This window comes from Neobacillus bataviensis LMG 21833, assembly GCF_000307875.1.
GTDB classification, from domain to species: Bacteria; Bacillota; Bacilli; order Bacillales; family Cytobacillaceae; genus Neobacillus; species Neobacillus bataviensis.
This window is the reverse complement of record NZ_AJLS01000074.1, coordinates 23855-40470: the sequence shown is the minus strand read 5'-3', so window position 1 is coordinate 40470 and position 16616 is coordinate 23855. Positions and strand designations below refer to the sequence as shown.

The following is a 16616-nucleotide window of genomic DNA, read 5'->3' as shown; positions in this document are numbered from 1 at the left end:
TAATGGAACAAACACAATTATTCGATGAAAAAGCCACCCAAGGAATGGACATTCTATTTCATCATTATTGGATATTACGCACCGAACAGCCGGAATGGTATCAGCTGATTCGTGAGCGGGAGAAAGTCCTAAGGCGCTACCTGGATGAAAAGTTTGGCCTGCGTCTAATTGTCCATCAACATTTTATTAAACTGGAAAAAATTCCGGTTGAACCGGAAGGCTGGATGGGGATCCAGGATTTTCATGAGCCGATGGATTATGCAATTTTTTGCTGTGCGCTTGCCTTTTTGGAGGGGAAAGCTGTGGATGAACAGTTTCTGCTTTCAGAGCTATGTCAGGAGATCCAAACGGATTATCCGGGAGACTTTCCGCTTGATTGGACGCTCTATACCCACCGGAAATCATTGATAAGAGCTGTCAAAGTCCTGATGGAATTTCGGCTCATTCGGACGATTGACGGGGATATCGGCCGCTTTGACCAGAATGAAGAGCAGGAAGTTTTATACGAAGCTTCCACATATAGCCGTTATTTCATGAGAACGTATCCAGATGATTTTTCTAGCTTTCAGCATTGGAGCGAGTTACTAAAAGAAGATTGGAAACTGAACCAAGAGGATGAACGAAGAAAGAGAGTGTACCGCAAGCTGTTCTTTTCACCTGGATTGCATCGCCGAGATCAACAGGATCCTGATTTTCTCTATATCCGAAACTATCGTAACCGCTTATCGGAAGATATTGAGAAGCACAGTAATTATAAACTCCATGTCTACAAAAATACGGCTTTTTTATCGATTGCGGAGCCGAGGCAGTATCAACAGGTTTTTCCTAATTCCAAGGCATCGACTGATATTATCCTTCAATTGTCAAAGTACATTCATGGGCAGCCTGAGCGGTTTAATGCCAATGAAAATGGTGAAATGCTAATGACGGAAGGCGAGTTTGAACAAGTAGTGGATGATTTACGAAAACAATTTGGAACAGGATGGGCGAAGTACTTTCGTGATATGAGTACGAGTGGAATTCGAACGGAGCTGCTTCGAGCGATGAAGGATTGGATGCTAGTGGAAGTGGATGCCGAAACTTCGCTAATTCGGATTAAATCATTAGTAGGTGTAATGACGGGTGAGTACCCTGCAGATTATCTAACGGGAGGTACAGAATGATGACAGAAGCAAAATGGGTGATGAACCGTGCGGGGTTATTGAATTTTTGGTATTACGATGATGAAATTTTTCATTTTTCGGATGGAAAGCTCCTTTTGAGAGGGACGAACGGTTCCGGAAAATCGGTTACCATGCAAAGCTTTCTGCCTGTGTTGTTAGACGGAAAAAAATCTCCTGACCGCCTTGATCCATTTGGTTCTAAAGCGCGCAGAATGGAAGATTATCTGCTTGGGGAAAAAGAGGTAGTCGATCGTGATGAGCGTACAGGGTATCTTTTTATCGAATATAAAAAGGCTGGTGTTGAGCGCTATATTACAACTGGGATCGGGATGCAGGCCAAGCGGCACAAAGGGATTAAATCATGGTATTTTGTGATAACCGATAATCGCAGAATCGGACATGATTTTGAACTTGCCCATTCGCAACTGGGAGACCGAGTGCCTTTTTCCGCAAAAGAATTGGAAAACCGCATCAGCGATGGCGGCTATGTAGTCCATTCCCAGCGTGAGTACATGGAGCTTGTGAATAAATATATTTTTGGTTTCCAATCAAATGAGGCCTATGAAGACTTGATTAAGCTATTAATCCAATTACGGAGCCCTAAACTCTCGAAGGATTTTAAACCGACAGTTATTTATGAAATATTAGAATCAGCACTGCCTCCTTTAACCGATGATGAGTTAAGGCATCTATCAGATACGATTGAAAGCATGGATCAAACGCAGCAGCAGCTCGAACAGTTGGAACGGGAATTTGCTTCTAGCTCAAGGCTGGTTAATCAGTATCATTTATATAATCAATACATTTTGGCTGAACGGGCTGCGAAGTGGGAGAATGCGTTAAAAAGGTATACGGATGCCGAGCTGCCTTTTCGCAGCATGAGGTAAATGTTCACGATTTCGAACGTCATCAGCTAGAGGAGTTTGATTTTTCCATCTGGATTCGTGAGATTGGCAGTCATGAACAATTACTTGCCAATTTAAAGCAATTAGCTGATGAGGAAAATCGCCTGTCAGAAGAGCACAGCCGGCTTCAGCGGCATTCCTCTGAGAAAAAGAAAGAAGTAGATGGATTACGAAAAAATCTGGATCACTTAGCTGAATGGTTTACGGAAGAAAAACAAAAGTTGGAGCATCAGGTGTTTTCTTGGATCGAGCAGCATCCAAAGATTATTTTTTCAATTGAGAAGCGACAAGAAATCGCCCGTTCAATCGAGGGATTATATGAAGAAAATCGGTACGAGGAAGTAAGAGAAAAACTGCTTGCTGCGGTTAATGATTATATTACCGATGTCAGTACGAAGAAAAAACTAATGGAGAAAAAGATAGAAGATAAAAAGTTCGATTTGGAAGCAGCACGAGCAGAACTACATCGATGGAAGACCTTAAAAATGCCTAACCCAGAACGGGCTAAAGATACAGAGGCATTTCGCGGACAGCTATTGGAAGACGGACAAGCATTCGTTCCCTTTTATGCGGCTGTTGAATTTCAAGATCATGTGACCGAGGAACAGAAAGAGCGAATTGAGTCAGCGTTAAAACAAACGGGTATATTGGACAGCTTGATCACTGAAAAATCCCTTGCCCCGACCCATGATCGGGTGATTCGACCGGAGCCACAATTGCTGGGATATACGTTAGCAGATTATTTGCATCCGGATGTAGAGGCAGATAGTCCTATTTCAAACAAACTTGTTGATGAAATATTGCGGAGCATCTCTCTTGAACAGGAAGGTTCAGGTTTTCATGTGGATGCCGATGGGTCGTATTCAATTGGCTGTTTAGTAGGACATGCCCCAAATGAAGGACCGTCTAAATATATCGGACGTTCATCTCGTAAACGATACCAGCAGGAGAAAATCAAACAATGCGAGGAAAGCATTGAGCAACTCCAATTAGAGATGGAGGACCTAAACGCGCAACTCTGTCAATATGAAGAGGAACTCCTCCGTGCGGATCAATGGAAGCAGACGATGCCTGCGGATCACGAACTCAGTGATGTGAATGTTCAGATTGAAAAGACCGGTCATCAATTGGAGGAACAGAAAAAGATTCTTGAACAGTTAGATGAACAGTGGAAGCTAGTACACGGCCAGCTTCAGGCAATTAAGGTAAAACTCCACCAAGAGGGCGGCCAGCTAAATCTTTCTTTGACAAAAGAAGTCTTAGGTCAAGCATTAATCTCAGCTAAAAACTATCGTGATCAACTCTACAGCTTCAAAGATCTTTTTCAAAAATGTTTATTTTTGCTGAAAAGAATCGAGGATTTAACGCATCGCTTATCTGAAATGGAAACAGAACTGGACGACCTCAAAGGGGATCAAAATGTCAAGGAATCACAGTTGCGTAAAGAAAAAGCTGAAATTGAGTCGATTGAGCAGCAGCTGCAGTTAAAAGGAATTGAGGAAGTAAGACTTCGGATTCGGCAGGTGCAGCAGGAGCTAAAGGAAGCTATAGAAGGGATCAATTATCTGCTTGAAACCATCCCCGAAAAGAAAGCAAGGCAAGGGACTTGTCAAAAGGAATTAGTTTCCGCCAAAACAAATGCGGATTTCTGGTCAAATATGGCGGATGAATGGGAACAGATGGTGAGAGAAGAAATTGCTCGTGGTTTTGTAGAAATTGCTGAAATTGATCCTGTTAAAATCGTCAAACAGCTGGATTCTATTTTAGGAAAGTACGACCGGTCAAAGCTAAATGAACAGGTAACAAAGGCATTCATCAATGAACAAGTATTTTTAACAGAGTACAGGATGTTTGAATACCCGGAAGAGACCGAGCGTCGACCAGAGTGGTTTTCAAAAGAATGGGGCGAATATTTTGAACCATTTATCAATGAATGATATCAGCTTCAAAGCCGCCGTTTGATTCTAATGGAATATAAAGGGCAGCGTGTCAGTCCATATTTTGTGTTCACGTCACTTGAGAAAGAGCTGGAAGACCAAAAAGGCTGGCTTGATGAACAAGACCGCCAACTCTATGAAGATATTATCGTCAATACAGTTGGGGTGATTCTACGGAACCGAATCAAGCGTGCCGAAAAATGGGTGAGTGAGATGGACAAAATCATGGAAAGCCGTGATAACTCATCCGGATTAACGTTTTCTATTGCTTGGAAACCATTAACGGCTGAATCGGAACAAGAATTGGATACGAAAGATCTGGTTAAGCTTTTGCAGCGGAATAGTAAGTTTTTGAACGAGGAAGATTTAAATCGGATTACAAAACACTTCCAGTCAAGAATTGAAAAAGCAAAGGAATTAATTCAGTTACGGAATGAAGGGTCGACACTCCATCAAGTATTAAAGGAAGTGTTGGATTATAGAAAGTGGTTTACATTTGTTCTTTCCTTTAAGCGTGTAAATGAACCGAAACGAGAATTGACGAATAATGCTTTCTTTAAATTTAGCGGGGGTGAAAAGGCAATGGCGATGTACATTCCGTTATTTACAGCTGCCTATTCTCGCTATAAAGAAGCAGGGGCGATGGCGCCGTATATCATTTCCCTCGATGAGGCCTTTGCCGGAGTCGATGAGAATAATATCCGCGACATGTTTGAAGTGGTGGAACAGCTTGGCTTTAACTATATTATGAACTCGCAAGCATTATGGGGCGATTACGACACCATCTCGAGCCTATCGATTTGTGAGCTAGTCCGGCCAAAGAATGCCGACTTTGTCACGGTGATTCGCTATCAATGGGACGGGAAACAGAGGACGTTTGTTGCGGATGATGAGCCTGCTCAGGAGCTAGTAATTCATGAGTGACAAAGTACAGGTTTTCAGGGAAGAACCAGGCTTTCTTAAGTTGTTCCGGCTTTTTAAGGAAAAATATCGTTCTATTGGGCGAGTTGGCGGCACGGTTAGTTTAGATGGTTTTTCCTTTGATGAAGTGGAATCAATCGCTGGATTTTTAGGTCAGCCTGTTGAAGCCATTCTTAACAATGGAAAGGTTTCATTACTATCCTTTGAAAAGGAATTACCGCAAACTGGTTTTGTGGAATATTCACTTATTGAATTGCTTGAAAAAGTGCTGGGGGAGACCATCCTAACAAAAAACCAGGAAACGGGCATTGAAGAGGAGAAAGAGAAAAGATTTTTCGAAAAATTAAGGTTATCTTATCCAGATGGATACTGGTGGTGGAATTGGATGGAGTCGAAGTCACCGGATACCCGCTGGATTTGGTCCCTTTACAAGCAGGATTCTGCGGGGTTAATGGAGAGATTAATCACCGTTTTTAAAGCGTTTCAGGATGTTCCATGTATGGCGAATAGGTATGAAAAACTGCCGCTATTTGCCCAACGAATAACTGGGAACCCGCATTTTTTTGATAGTAATCAACTAACAGGTAAATTGCTTGTTAATTGCATGCAGGTGGATCAACAACTAAAGAGACAACGCGAATCGGGAATGCCGAAAACAACAGAGGATCTAAATGAGTTACTAGGATTGTATGGTTTGATGAGGGATGATTTGTGGAGTTTTGTTTCTTGCCGTGGATTACTTGCAGAAGGTGAAATGGGGCTGCATCCAGTTTGGCAAGCTGCCTCTGAAACGGATACCGTTTTAAACGTACCAATAAAGGAGTTATTAAAAATAAAGAGAATCTGGCCCGCTGTGGGGAAAAAGGTATGGATTGTCGAAAATTCCAGTGTTTGTTCGACGATTGTTGATGAGGTTGCTGAAGCTCCAGTAATTTGTACACATGGTCAATTTCGCGCAGCGAGCTGGATTATGTTGGATTTATTAGTGGAAGAAGGCTGTCATCTTTACTACTCAGGAGATTTCGATCCGGAAGGGATTTCCATGGCGCAGCGGCTTATGGATCGGTATCTAGGTCGTGTCACTTGTTGGCGAATGGATCTAGAGTCCTATGAAAAATCAATTTCAGCTGAGGACATTTCGGGCAGGCTTTCCAAAATAGATTCTATCACATCACCTGAACTTGTTGATGTAGTGAACACTATGAAAATCAGAAAAAGAGCAGGATATCAAGAGGGGTTAGTATTTGACCTTATTCAAGATATAAATAAGACAGTTTAAAAGCAGGAAAATGGGGCTGAACCAAAATGATTTTTTGGTTCAGCCTTTATTTGTTTATATACTCAATCAAAACTCAAAATCGTTTCCGTTTTTTAAAATATTTAGACAAATAACTTGATTATTTTTATTTAGTATCATACTATTTAGAATAATATAAAATATTTAATTACATTCGAAAAATGAAACAAGAAGGTATAGTTCCATTTTCGATATAAAAATTTTAATAAAGGAAGCGACTTTTTTTGAATTATTTATTTGCACCTCAGACCAAAACCTATGAATCTTCTGCTGTTAGAGACATTTTAAAAGTGACTCAGCAAGGAAACGTCATTTCATTTGCAGGAGGATTGCCGGCTGAAGAGATCTTCCCGATTGAAGAAGTGAAAATAGCTTATGAGAAAGTATTTGCATCTGGTAAATCTTCATTACAATACGGATTAACAGAAGGATTCACGCCACTGCGAGATGCCATACAATCCAAAATGGAACGAAAAGGTATTTCATCCACACCTGAAAATATTTTGGTTACTACTGGCTCACAACAAGTAATTGACTTATTTTCTCGAATAATGCTTACTAATGGAGATGTTGTCCTTACTGAAGATCCTACTTATTTATCAGCATTACAGGTATTTAGATCGTACGGGGCAAATGTTGTAGCAGTTAACAGTGACGAACATGGTATGGAGCTTGAAGATTTAAAGGAAAAGATGGAACGTTTTCATCCAAAATTTATTTACATCATTCCTACTTTTTCAAATCCTGATGGTAAGGTTTGGAGTAATGAAAGACGTCAGAAACTACTAAACCTTTGCTATGAATATAACGTTCTGATTTTAGAAGATGATCCTTACGGTGATATTCAGTTTCATTCAGAAGAACAATATCAGCCAGTTGCTGCTTATGATATTCATCAGAGTCATGTCGTATATACCAGTACATTTTCCAAGTCTGTTGTTCCTGCGCTCAGAACAGGATGGGTTACGGGACCAGTAAAGATTATTCAAATGATGGTGAAGGCTAAACAAATGAATGACTTACAATCAAGTAGTATTGACCAACAGGCCCTTTATTACTTATTACGGGACTTCAATCTTGATGGACATATCGAAACAATTAGAAAAGAGTATTATTTCCGAATGACAATTATGAAGGATTATTTGGATAAAGTTGGATCTGATTTATTTACCTATAAAGAACCAAAGGGTGGAATGTTCATGTGGGTAGAAGGGAACGAGAATCTAAACACAACAACCTTACTTTCTGAAGCTGTAAAAAATGGGGTTGCCTTTGTACCAGGAGCTCCTTTCTATGTCGACCAGCCCAAATACAATACATTTAGATTAAACTTTAGCCATTCGACACCTGAAAAGCTTAAAATTGGTATGGATCGCCTAATAGGCGTATTACTAAAGCCTGCTTCTGTCTAATTGAAAATTTTAAAAAGTAGGTTCGCACAAATAGTGCAAACCTACTTTTTTAATGGGTGATTTTGATTTCGCAAAAATTAATTGAATGTAGAGAGTTCATTCTACTGTAACAGACAAAGACTTTACTAATACCGATGGGGAGCCAATCGGTGAAAGCGGGAATGTTAAATCAGAGCCAATTTCCTTAACATTTTGCAATAATTGATAAAAATTACCCGCGATGGTCATTAAATTAACTGGGTATTGAACCTTACCATCCGCAACGTAGAATCCATTGGCAGCAACTGAAAAGTCTCCTGAAACAGTATTGGCCCCCGAATGCAAGCCTGATAGACCTGTAATCAAAATGCCTTCATCCATGGAAGCAAGCAAACTCTCAAATGTGATAGTTGAAGGCTCGATATAAAGATTGGATGGTCCAACCTTGACAGCACTTTTATAAGAATCTTTGTGTGCATGCCCAGTCGTTTTAGTTTGCTCTTTTTTTGCTGTCTTTTGATTGTGGAGAAAGGTTTGTAAGACACCGGACTCTACCAATGTAAGTTTCTTAGTCGCTACCCCTTCACTATCAAACGTTCTGCTTGCAAGGCCATCCTCTAGGAATGGGTCATCAACAATGGTAATTTTCCCTCCAGCGATTTGCTTTCCAAGCTTATCCCTTAGGGCAGAGATACCTGCTTGCGTGTTTTCAGCAGAAAAGTTTGGAGCATATGTTGCCAAAAGGCTTGCGGCGGCATCATTTCTTAATAAAACTGGATAGTCTTTGCTCTCTATATTTCTTGACCCCAATTGTGAAAGTGCTTCTTCCGCGGCTTTTTTAGCAATTTCCTTTGCATCTAAGCGATGAAAGTCTTTTGTCACCTTAAATTCAAAAGATGTTTTCGTTTCCTCGCCGGCTTTAACAATCGGTTCTACGATGACATACAAATAGTTCATTTTGTCCGTTAATGACAAACCTTTATTATTTGAAAGACTTCTAGAAACGGATTCTGTCCGGATCATGCAATAATCGGTTGCGACAATTCTAGGATCCAGCGCAAGTAATTCTCGTTCAACATCCTTTATAAATTGTATTTTTTCAGAAATGGTTATCTCATCCAAGGCTTTTGAGAAAAAGTTTCCTTGTTCATACTGACTGCTTCCGGCAAAGATTTCTTCAATATCTCCATCATGCATAATTTGTGTATTTTCTTTCGCGTTTTCTAATAAGAAGGGGATGGAGGCCTCATCTATTTTTTCGGAATAGGCATAACCCATTTTTTCATTAATAATCCCGCGGAAGGAAACACCTCCGTCTTCGGCAATTTCATATTGATCAATTTCACCTTTGTATACTTGGCAGCCAAAAACTTCTTTCTTTTCATAATAGATTTCTACATCTTTAAAACCGTAGTTTTGTGCTGCACTGAATAGGTTCGCCTGAAATTCTTGTATGTTCATTTGCTTATTCCCCCTTTGTCCCACCGACGGTAATTTCGCTGACACGGATCATGGGCTGACCGACGTTAACGGGAATACTTCCACTTAGTGAACCGCACATTCCGGCACCGTGTCCTAAATTATTCCCAACCATATCGACAAGCTGCAAGGTCTTAGGGCCATTTCCGATTAAAGTAGCCCCTTTTAACGGTTTTCCAAGCTTCCCGTTTTTCACTTCGTACGCTTCCATGACCGCAAAGTTATAATCACCCGTAGCAGGGTTAACCTGTCCGCCGCCCATGTATTTTGTATAAATCCCATGTTCGGTGTTGGTGATAATTTCTTCAGGTGTTGATTTTCCAGGGGCAATAAATGTATTCGTCATTCTGGAAGTTGGCGCAAAGCGGAAGGATTGCCTCCTGCCTGATCCGGTTGATTCCATGCCCATTCTGCGGGAGTTAAATTTATCAATTAAATAGCCTTTTAGAATGCCATTTTCAATGAGAACATTTTTCCGCGCCTTTTCGCCTTCATCGTCTATATTGATGGATCCCCATTCATTTTGAATCGTGCCATCATCGATATATGTAACAATGGACGGTGCGACCTTTTCACCCATGCGATTCGCAAACACCGAATTGTTTTTAGCAACAGCTGTGGCCTCTAAGCCATGTCCACAGGCTTCGTGGAAAATAACACCGCCAAATTCATTATCAATTATGACAGGGAATTTCCCGCTCGGACATGGGCTGGCATCCAGCATTGTTACCGCAATACGGGCCGCCTCGTTTGCATAATAATCCAAATTTAAATTTTCAAAGAATTCAAAGCCTTGGGAGGCACCTGGGCCATAGAACCCGGTTTCCATTTGGTTATCGCGAACCGCCACTGCCTGAATCGCCAGCCTTGAACGAACTCGTTTGTCTTCAATCCATTTCCCTTCGGAATTAGCAATCAGTATATTTTGTTCTTCATCCATAAAACGTACAGTTACTTGTGAAATACTAGAATGGTAGTTTTTGGTAGTATCATAAGTACGTTTCATGATGGCTGCTTTGTGGGATTTATCCACTTCTTGCGGCAAAAGTTGAATGGGATGAATGGCATCAAATGATTCTTGCACAAGAGGGGAAGGTTGAATAATTGTATTACCGCTAATGGCTTGCGCTGCATTTTTAGCTGCTTTTAGAAGTCCTTCCTTGCTATGGTCTGTGGTATAAGCATAAACACTCTGCAATCCTTTAAACACACGAATGCCAATTCCAAAATCACGTCCAGAGAGACAGGTTTCAATTTTTCCGCTTTGTAATGTGAAATTATTGGTGAAACGATCCTCGACGAAAATCTCCGAAAAATCACCGCCGGTGGATAAAGCTGCTGTCAGTACATCCTCAATTATTGATTGACTTAGCATTTTAGACCTCCTAAATTCTTTTTAATAATAGGAAGATTCCGATATTATTAAATGGAATCACCTGAAAACGGATTCATTTTTATCATACAACAATTTAATTATAAATGGTTAATTTTACCTTGCTAATGATTGCATTTTTTTAAATAGATAAAAACACCTTTGTAAAGGGAGGGAATTCCAAGCAAAAAGTTGAATATAAATGAGAATACGTTAAAAAAGGGAGACTAAAAGATGACTGCAATTCCTAGACCGGCATCAACCGTTGTGTTAATGGATCAATCTTCAAGGGTCTATTTGACAAAAAGACCTGAAACGATGAAGTTTTTTGGTGGTTATTATGTTTTTCCTGGGGGGGCCGTAGACCAAGCAGATGGCATACAGGATTGTAACGGTTTTATAAATGGAATACGTAATGATACATTTGAACTCTCACATTATGTGGCCGCTGCAAGAGAATTGTTCGAAGAGGTAGGGATACTAGTTTGCAAGAAAGAAGACGGTTCTCCTGTCCAACTGAATGAAGAAATAGAATTGGAATACCGACGTCTTCTTATAAAAGGTGATATTTCTTTTTTACAATTACTAAAAAAGGAAGGACTTCAATTTCAGCTTGATCACTTAACCTATTTCGGTCAAATCATTACACCAACTAGAAGCCGCATCCGATTTGATACACGTTTTTTTCTGGCACAATTGCCAACTGGGCAAGCTCCCAAACCAGATGCTAGGGAAATTAGTGAAACAAAATGGATTACCCCTGTCGATGCACTAACAGCTTTCCAAAATGGAGAAATTTTATTGGGGCCGCCGACGATTCATGCGCTGAAGACGATTATTAACCATCAATACGGCGGGCATTTGCAGATGCCCGAATTTAATGAAAACGATTATTTGGTTGATATAAGAGAGTAATAGGTATCCACTTGTGCAACGAAGCCTTCTTTTATTAATTTAATCAGATGTGCCTCTGTAGTTCGTTTTGCTACCTCAAAGACATTTGGATGTGGAAGCTTGTCATAAATTAGGTTTGTCAAATGGACGACGCTTAAGCTTCCATGGTCTTTGAGCAGGGATTTAATTTGGTTTTCGCGATGAAATCTTCTTCCTAATACAAAATCAATATGTTCGTAGGGATTTTCCACCCATTCCCCATGCCCAGGCCCAATTTTGGTTAATTTCAATTGTTTTAACCTTGTTAGAGTTTGGATATAGTCTGACATATCCCCATCAGGCAGCCCAATCCATGATGTTCCTTCCGCAACGATGTTATCTCCGGCAAGGAGAATTTGTTTTGACGGTATATAAAGATTTAATTGACCTGCTGTATGACCAGGCGCATGAATGATGATGATTTCTTCACCGGCAATGCTAATTTTGTCTCCATCCTCTAAGAAGGATAGTTGATTCCATGGAGCAATCGCTTTAATAGTGGCTTGTTTTTCCTGACGGTGGCAATAAACAACCGGTTCCCAATCCACTAATTGCAAAACACCTGGGGCGTGGTCAGGGTGTGAATGGGTTAATATAATCGATTTTGGCAGAGCAAGTTCGTTTTCCTTCATTGCACGATGTAAAACAATTTTTGTATCTGGTTGATCGTAACCAGCATCAACTAATATACTTTCGTGCTCGTTCCCTAGTAAATAGCAATTTGTAGTGGTATGTGGCAATAAAGTGGGTGTTGGTATTGGAACGCGAATGATTTTTAACTTATTTCCTTTTTTCATAGACAATTCCCTCACAATCGATAACGTCATATAAACGACCAATAAATAACGTATTCACCATCAGTATAGGAAATTCCTGCTAAAAAAAGGATACCCAAGTTTTTGCCGATTTTTTATCAAAAATTAATTATTGTCTTAATTTTTTCAATATCACCGATTCAATAAATTTCCATGGCATAAGACTTTTTAGAAACAAAGTTTGCTTTACACCTTTCCCAACTGGATATCTAAGGTCTGGTGTTTTTTGTTGTGAGGTAATTTTGGCGACTAGTTTCGCTACTTCGATGGGGTCGCCATGTGCTTCTTTTCCGCCCTCAATTTCTTTCATCATTCTCTCCATATAAGATAAATAGGGGGAGTCAGGATCTATATCCATCTGATCGACACTTGCCCAAATATTGGTTTGATAAGAACCTGGCTCAATTAAGGAAACATCAATCCCAAATGGTTTAAGCTCTAACCTTAAGCTTTCGCTATACCCCTCAAGGGCATGCTTGGAAGAAACATAAGCAGATAATCCAGGAAATCCCATTCTGCCGCTAATACTGCTGATATTAATAATCCTTCCGTTCCCATTTGCCCTTAAAAATGGAAGTATTGCTTGTGTTACTGCAATCACTCCAAAAAAATTGGTTTCAAATTGCCGCCGATATTCTTCAATCGACAACTCTTCACTAAAACCCCCGAGAGCAAACCCCGCATTGTTTACTAACACATTTATAGATGGATAATCTGATAGCAAGGTTTTAAACTCATGAATAGAATCGGATGAAGTAACGTCCAGCTGATGGATATGAATAGTTTTTTCTATCTCTTTTTCTTTTGCAAGTTCAAGGAGTTGGGTAGCTTTTTTTACATCTCTCATTGTCGCCAAGACAGTAAACCCCTTCATGGCCAGCTCAATCACGCACAACAAACCAAATCCGCTTGAGGCCCCCGTCACAATCACTGTTTTATTGGTCATAGATTTTCCCATAAAACCTCTTTTCATCTATTTAGGACGTCAGGGTTAATCAAGTTTTTAGGACGTTGACCCAATAGTCCAGACAGTAAATTTTCAACCGCCAAATTGGCCATTTTCAGCTCAGTTTCAAAGGTGGATGATCCGATATGTGGTGTAGTTACCACATTAGGAAACTGAAGCAATGGATGATCGGGCGATAATGGCTCTGATCTATAAACATCCAATGCGGCGGCGTGAATCTCCTTTTGATTTAATGCCGCAATCAGTGCTTCTTCATCAACCGTTTTGCCCCGTGAACCATTCACAAAAATAGCGGATTTTTTCATTAGTTTAAATTCTTGTTCCCCCATTAAATTCTCTGTTTCAGATGTAAGTGGCGTCATTAAGCAAACAAAATCTGATTGCTTTAGTAATGGTTCAAGGTCACAATATGTAGCGTTATATTTACCCTCGGCTTCTATGTTACGGGTACGATTGTAGTATAGGATATTCATATCAAAACCGAAATGCGCTCGCTTTGCGATGGCTGAACCGATTTTGCCCATCCCGATGATCCCCAATGTTTTATGGTGCACATCCACTGCATATTGTGCTGTCGTTAAATGCTGCTTCCAATTTCCTGATTTAACAAAGTGATCTAACTCTGGGATGCGCCGTGCAGCTGCAAGGAGAATCCCAAAAATAGCATCGGCTGTTGTATCCTCGAGGACACCTGGTGTATTGGTTCCCATTACACCGCGCTGTGTCATCTCTTCAATAGAGAGATTATTATAGCCAGTGGAATTATTAGAGACAATTTTTAACTTTGGTGCCTTTTCGAGTAACTCCTTATCAACCGGAAGAGCTAGGCCAACTATGCCTTCAGCATCCTTAAGGGCATGTAAAAAGGCATGGTCTGTTTTTGGATTAATCCCATCAAATATTTCTACTTCAAAGGAATCATCGAGCTGTTCAAGGGCATCAGTTAAGACCAAGTTATATGCGATTATTTTTCTTTTCATCGTATGTTTCTCCTTTCTAGTAGAAGTCCTTTGTTTGAAAAGGGGCAATACCTATATAGTATTAAAATATACCAATATGAAGCAAGAAAACTAGCGCATGATTAGTATATTTTTTGAAAAAATCGCAGAAGTAATTGTCGGGCTAGAAAAAAGATGAAAAGGAAGTTCAAATGAATACGAGGCACTATAGTAACCACTCTATTATTTTGCTAAAATAGTATGAGCTATTAGTTTTTTTAGGCTAAATATCATATAATAAGGCTAAAGTTAATTTTCTGAATAATTAAGTAATGTTGGGATCAGGCTAGGAGGAATTGTTGATGTGGGATTTTGATATGAATATAGATCAAATAGCTAGAATTAAAGTAATCGGTGTTGGCGGTGGAGGAAATAATGCTGTTAATCGAATGATTGAGGATGGCATTCAAGGCGTTGAGTTTATTGCCGTGAATACAGATGCCCAAGCTCTTAATCTATCAAAAGCTGAGATTAAGATGCAAATTGGGGCAAACTTAACAAGAGGATTAGGAGCAGGTGCCAATCCGGAAGTAGGGAGTAAAGCAGTAGAGGAAAGCAGGAAACAGCTGCAAGAGGTGTTAAAGGGAGCAGATATGGTTTTCGTTACAGCCGGAATGGGCGGTGGTACGGGAACAGGAGCTGCACCAGCGATTGCGCAAATATCCAGGGAACTTGGGGCTTTAACAATTGGGGTGGTGACACGTCCATTCGGCTTTGAAGGCCGTAAGCGTGCCGTAAATGCGGCCAGTGGAATCGAGGCAATGAGGGAAGCGGTAGATACATTAATTATTGTCCCCAATGATCGCTTATTGCAAATTGTTGATAAAAAAACACCTATGTTGGAAGCTTTTCGCGAGGCGGATAATGTCCTCCGCCAAGGTGTTCAAGGAATTTCTGATTTAATTGCCGTGCCGGGCTTAATCAACCTTGATTTTGCTGACGTGAAAGCAATTATGTCCAATCAAGGGACAGCGTTAATGGGCATTGGGGTGTCGAAAGGCCCACACCGTGCCGTTGAAGCAGCCAAAAAGGCTATATCAAGTCCACTCCTAGAAACCTCCATTAATGGGGCGCAAGGTGTACTCATGAATATCACAGGCGGCAGTAATTTGAGTTTGTATGAGGTGCAGGAAGCAGCCGATATTGTTGCCTCTGCCGCAGACAAGGAATTAAACATGATTTTTGGTTCGATCATTAACGATAGCCTAAAGGAAGAAATAATGATCACGGTTATTGCTACAGGTTTTGTGGATTATGATCGCCCATCCAAAAATCAGTCTACAACGATCACAAATGAAGGAAGGAACCCTTCTGTTCGTCAAAAAATCAAACAAGAAGAACCTGTACAGGACATGGAACGACAATGGCATCTGCCTGAAGAAGAACAGAAAAACGATCACCGTTGGCAATCGCAGGAGCAAGACGATTCTCTTGATATTCCGGCATTTTTGCGAAATCGAAATAAAAGGTCAAGATAAAAGGCAAACCCCCAAAATCTCCATCCGTTTGGGGGTTAGCTTTTTTCTTCTATTTCCTTAAAAAAAGACGCAACCAAGTGATTAAGCTTTTGGAAATTTATTTCTTCCGTGATGTCTTTTTTTGAATTCAGCGAGGATAGGGCACTTTCAATGAGATATTTTCGTGGTTTCTTGTTGTTCAATAATTCGTCATGTATAAAGTCCAGTAATTCCATGTTTTTGAACTGATCACCATTTTGATTTAGAGATTTTTTTAATAAAAGAATTGTATGGTAAAGTTCCTGTTGGAAAAACTGGCTGTATTTTTGACAGTTCGGCAGCCACTGATCTAAAACCTCTGGATTTAGTAATTGTTCATCCGCTTTTGACACTTCTGTCACCATGTGTTTTATCCGTTCCATACTATATCTGACAATTTTTTCAATACTGGTCGTATTTGACCTTTTCGCCATTCCGTTAAATTTTAGATTGTGGAGTAAAATCCCGATAAACATAACGGCACAATCTAACAAATAGGGCTTTTTGCTTTCGCCAAAGAGATCGATGAAGCGGTTGTAAACCCAGCGAAGAGACCTTAATTGTCCTCCTCTAATAAATTGCTTAAGTTCTTCATCATGTGAAACAAATACCTCTTCAAAAAGAAATAATAACTTATTCGTCCGCGTCATTTTCAATTGCAATTCCACTTGTTTGATAAAGATTTCGACGTTTGAGGGATCTTCTCCAATGAGTAATTCATTGCGATCATAATCAAGTTTTTTATAGATCATTTTAAAAAGAGCGATTAATAATTCGTTTTTAGAAGAAAAATAGTTATAAAATGTCCCTTTAGAGATTCCACTATAATTTAAAATGTCCTGAATGCTTGTGGCTTGATAACCTTTGTCAATAAATAATTGACGGGCGGCATCAACTACATGCTGTTTTCTGTCATTCATTTGATCACCCTTTATCAATTCT

The 16616-nt window shown here is 40.0% G+C and carries 11 protein-coding genes and 1 pseudogene; 6 read left to right on the top strand and 6 right to left on the bottom strand.

The features are described from left to right. Window positions 1-2 precede the first annotated feature (2 nt). The 4 genes and pseudogenes from BABA_RS12355 (at window position 3) to BABA_RS12340 (ending at window position 7635) form a co-directional block, all read left to right on the top strand. Window positions 3-1163: a TIGR02678 family protein gene (locus BABA_RS12355; RefSeq protein WP_007085529.1), complete on the top strand. Its 1161-nt coding sequence runs from the start codon at window positions 3-5 to the stop codon at window positions 1161-1163. Then, a pseudogene (locus BABA_RS28500) lies at window positions 1163-4929 on the top strand (TIGR02680 family protein). Before BABA_RS12355 ends, BABA_RS28500 begins: the two are co-directional and overlap by 1 nt. Further along, complete coding sequence (locus BABA_RS12345; protein ID WP_007085528.1) at window positions 4922-6205, top strand: TIGR02679 family protein; 1284 nt, start codon at window positions 4922-4924, stop codon at window positions 6203-6205. The pseudogene BABA_RS28500 and the gene BABA_RS12345 overlap by 8 nt, the downstream one beginning before the upstream one ends. 242 nt (window positions 6206-6447) lie before the next feature. Further along, the gene (locus BABA_RS12340; RefSeq protein ID WP_007085527.1) at window positions 6448-7635 is read left to right on the top strand and encodes an aminotransferase-like domain-containing protein; all 1188 of its coding nucleotides are present in this window, start codon (window positions 6448-6450) and stop codon (window positions 7633-7635) included. Window positions 7636-7731: 96 nt separating this feature from the next. On the opposite strand, the gene BABA_RS12335 is transcribed toward BABA_RS12340, so the two are convergent. Together BABA_RS12335 and BABA_RS12330 are read right to left on the bottom strand one after the other, a co-directional pair. Further along, the gene (locus BABA_RS12335; RefSeq protein WP_007085526.1) at window positions 7732-9075 is read right to left on the bottom strand and encodes a TldD/PmbA family protein; all 1344 of its coding nucleotides are present in this window, start codon (window positions 9073-9075) and stop codon (window positions 7732-7734) included. Between the two features lie 4 nt (window positions 9076-9079). After that, window positions 9080-10468 (bottom strand): TldD/PmbA family protein, encoded by a 1389-nt coding sequence (locus tag BABA_RS12330; RefSeq protein WP_007085525.1) that lies wholly within the window; start codon window positions 10466-10468, stop codon window positions 9080-9082. Between the two features lie 231 nt (window positions 10469-10699). On the opposite strand from BABA_RS12330, the gene BABA_RS12325 reads away from it, so the two are divergent. Further along, on the top strand, window positions 10700-11380 hold the full coding sequence (locus BABA_RS12325) for an NUDIX hydrolase (protein WP_007085524.1): 681 nt from the start codon (window positions 10700-10702) through the stop codon (window positions 11378-11380). Here the strand turns inward: BABA_RS12325 and BABA_RS12320 are convergent. From BABA_RS12320 to BABA_RS12310, 3 genes are all read right to left on the bottom strand, one after another. Beyond that, complete coding sequence (locus BABA_RS12320; RefSeq protein ID WP_007085523.1) at window positions 11356-12195, bottom strand: MBL fold metallo-hydrolase; 840 nt, start codon at window positions 12193-12195, stop codon at window positions 11356-11358. The genes BABA_RS12325 and BABA_RS12320 overlap by 25 nt on opposite strands. Window positions 12196-12322: 127 nt before the next feature. Beyond that, window positions 12323-13159 carry an SDR family oxidoreductase gene (locus tag BABA_RS12315; protein WP_040346242.1) on the bottom strand — a complete coding sequence of 279 codons (837 nt, stop codon included), beginning with the start codon at window positions 13157-13159 and terminating at the stop codon, window positions 12323-12325. 23 nt (window positions 13160-13182) lie between these two features. Beyond that, window positions 13183-14160: a 2-hydroxyacid dehydrogenase gene (locus BABA_RS12310; protein WP_007085521.1), complete on the bottom strand. Its 978-nt coding sequence runs from the start codon at window positions 14158-14160 to the stop codon at window positions 13183-13185. 320 nt (window positions 14161-14480) lie between these two features. Here BABA_RS12310 and ftsZ point away from each other — a divergent pair, with 320 nt between their 5' ends. Further along, entirely contained in the window at window positions 14481-15656 is a 1176-nt protein-coding gene (gene ftsZ, locus BABA_RS12305) for a cell division protein FtsZ (RefSeq protein WP_007085520.1), read from the top strand. 35 nt (window positions 15657-15691) lie between these two features. Here the strand turns inward: ftsZ and BABA_RS12300 are convergent, their stop codons facing one another. Further along, window positions 15692-16594 (bottom strand): TetR/AcrR family transcriptional regulator, encoded by a 903-nt coding sequence (locus tag BABA_RS12300; protein WP_007085519.1) that lies wholly within the window; start codon window positions 16592-16594, stop codon window positions 15692-15694. Window positions 16595-16616 lie beyond the last annotated feature (22 nt).

Bases quoted from the DNA above. Each gene is read 5' to 3' on its own strand.
- BABA_RS12355 (WP_007085529.1), top strand. From the start codon at position 3: ATGGAACAAACACAATTATTCGATGAAAAAGCCACCCAAGGAATGGAC.
- BABA_RS12345 (WP_007085528.1), top strand. From the start codon at position 4,922: ATGAGTGACAAAGTACAGGTTTTCAGGGAAGAACCAGGCTTTCTTAAG.
- BABA_RS12335 (WP_007085526.1), bottom strand. From the start codon at position 9,075: ATGAACATACAAGAATTTCAGGCGAACCTATTCAGTGCAGCACAAAAC.
- BABA_RS12330 (WP_007085525.1), bottom strand. From the start codon at position 10,468: ATGCTAAGTCAATCAATAATTGAGGATGTACTGACAGCAGCTTTATCC.
- BABA_RS12325 (WP_007085524.1), top strand. From the start codon at position 10,700: ATGACTGCAATTCCTAGACCGGCATCAACCGTTGTGTTAATGGATCAA.
- BABA_RS12320 (WP_007085523.1), bottom strand. From the start codon at position 12,195: ATGAAAAAAGGAAATAAGTTAAAAATCATTCGCGTTCCAATACCAACA.
- BABA_RS12315 (WP_040346242.1), bottom strand. From the start codon at position 13,159: ATGACCAATAAAACAGTGATTGTGACGGGGGCCTCAAGCGGATTTGGT.
- BABA_RS12310 (WP_007085521.1), bottom strand. From the start codon at position 14,160: ATGAAAAGAAAAATAATCGCATATAACTTGGTCTTAACTGATGCCCTT.
- ftsZ (WP_007085520.1), top strand. From the start codon at position 14,481: ATGTGGGATTTTGATATGAATATAGATCAAATAGCTAGAATTAAAGTA.
- BABA_RS12300 (WP_007085519.1), bottom strand. From the start codon at position 16,594: ATGAATGACAGAAAACAGCATGTAGTTGATGCCGCCCGTCAATTATTT.